The organism is Cupriavidus sp. SIMBA_020 (genome assembly GCF_046535395.1).
GTDB classification, from domain to species: Bacteria; Pseudomonadota; Gammaproteobacteria; order Burkholderiales; family Burkholderiaceae; genus Cupriavidus; species Cupriavidus campinensis.
This window is the reverse complement of record NZ_JAWRWU010000292.1, coordinates 1-308: the sequence shown is the minus strand read 5'-3', so window position 1 is coordinate 308 and position 308 is coordinate 1. Positions and strand designations below refer to the sequence as shown.

The following is a 308-nucleotide window of genomic DNA, read 5'->3' as shown; positions in this document are numbered from 1 at the left end:
CAGGCCGCCCTGCCCGCCTGGAGCGCCAGGACCGGCAAGGAACGCGCCGCGATCCTGCTGAAGTGGGCCCAGCTGATGATGCAGAACCAGCAGGACCTGGCCGCCATCATGACCTCGGAACAGGGCAAGCCCGTGACCGAGGCCGCCGGCGAAATCGCCTACGCCGCCTCGTTCCTGGAATGGTTCGCCGAGGAAGCCAAGCGCAGCGACGGCGACGTGCTGCAAAGCCCCAAGGCCGGCCAGCGCCTGCTGGCCCTGAAGCAGCCGATCGGCGTCACCGCCGCCATCACGCCGTGGAACTTCCCCGC

General features: G+C 69.8%; 1 protein-coding gene. It reads left to right on the top strand.

From position 1 onward, the window contains the following. On the top strand, positions 1-308 hold a 308-nt coding region (locus SB751_RS29260), incomplete at both ends, for an aldehyde dehydrogenase family protein (protein WP_410748937.1).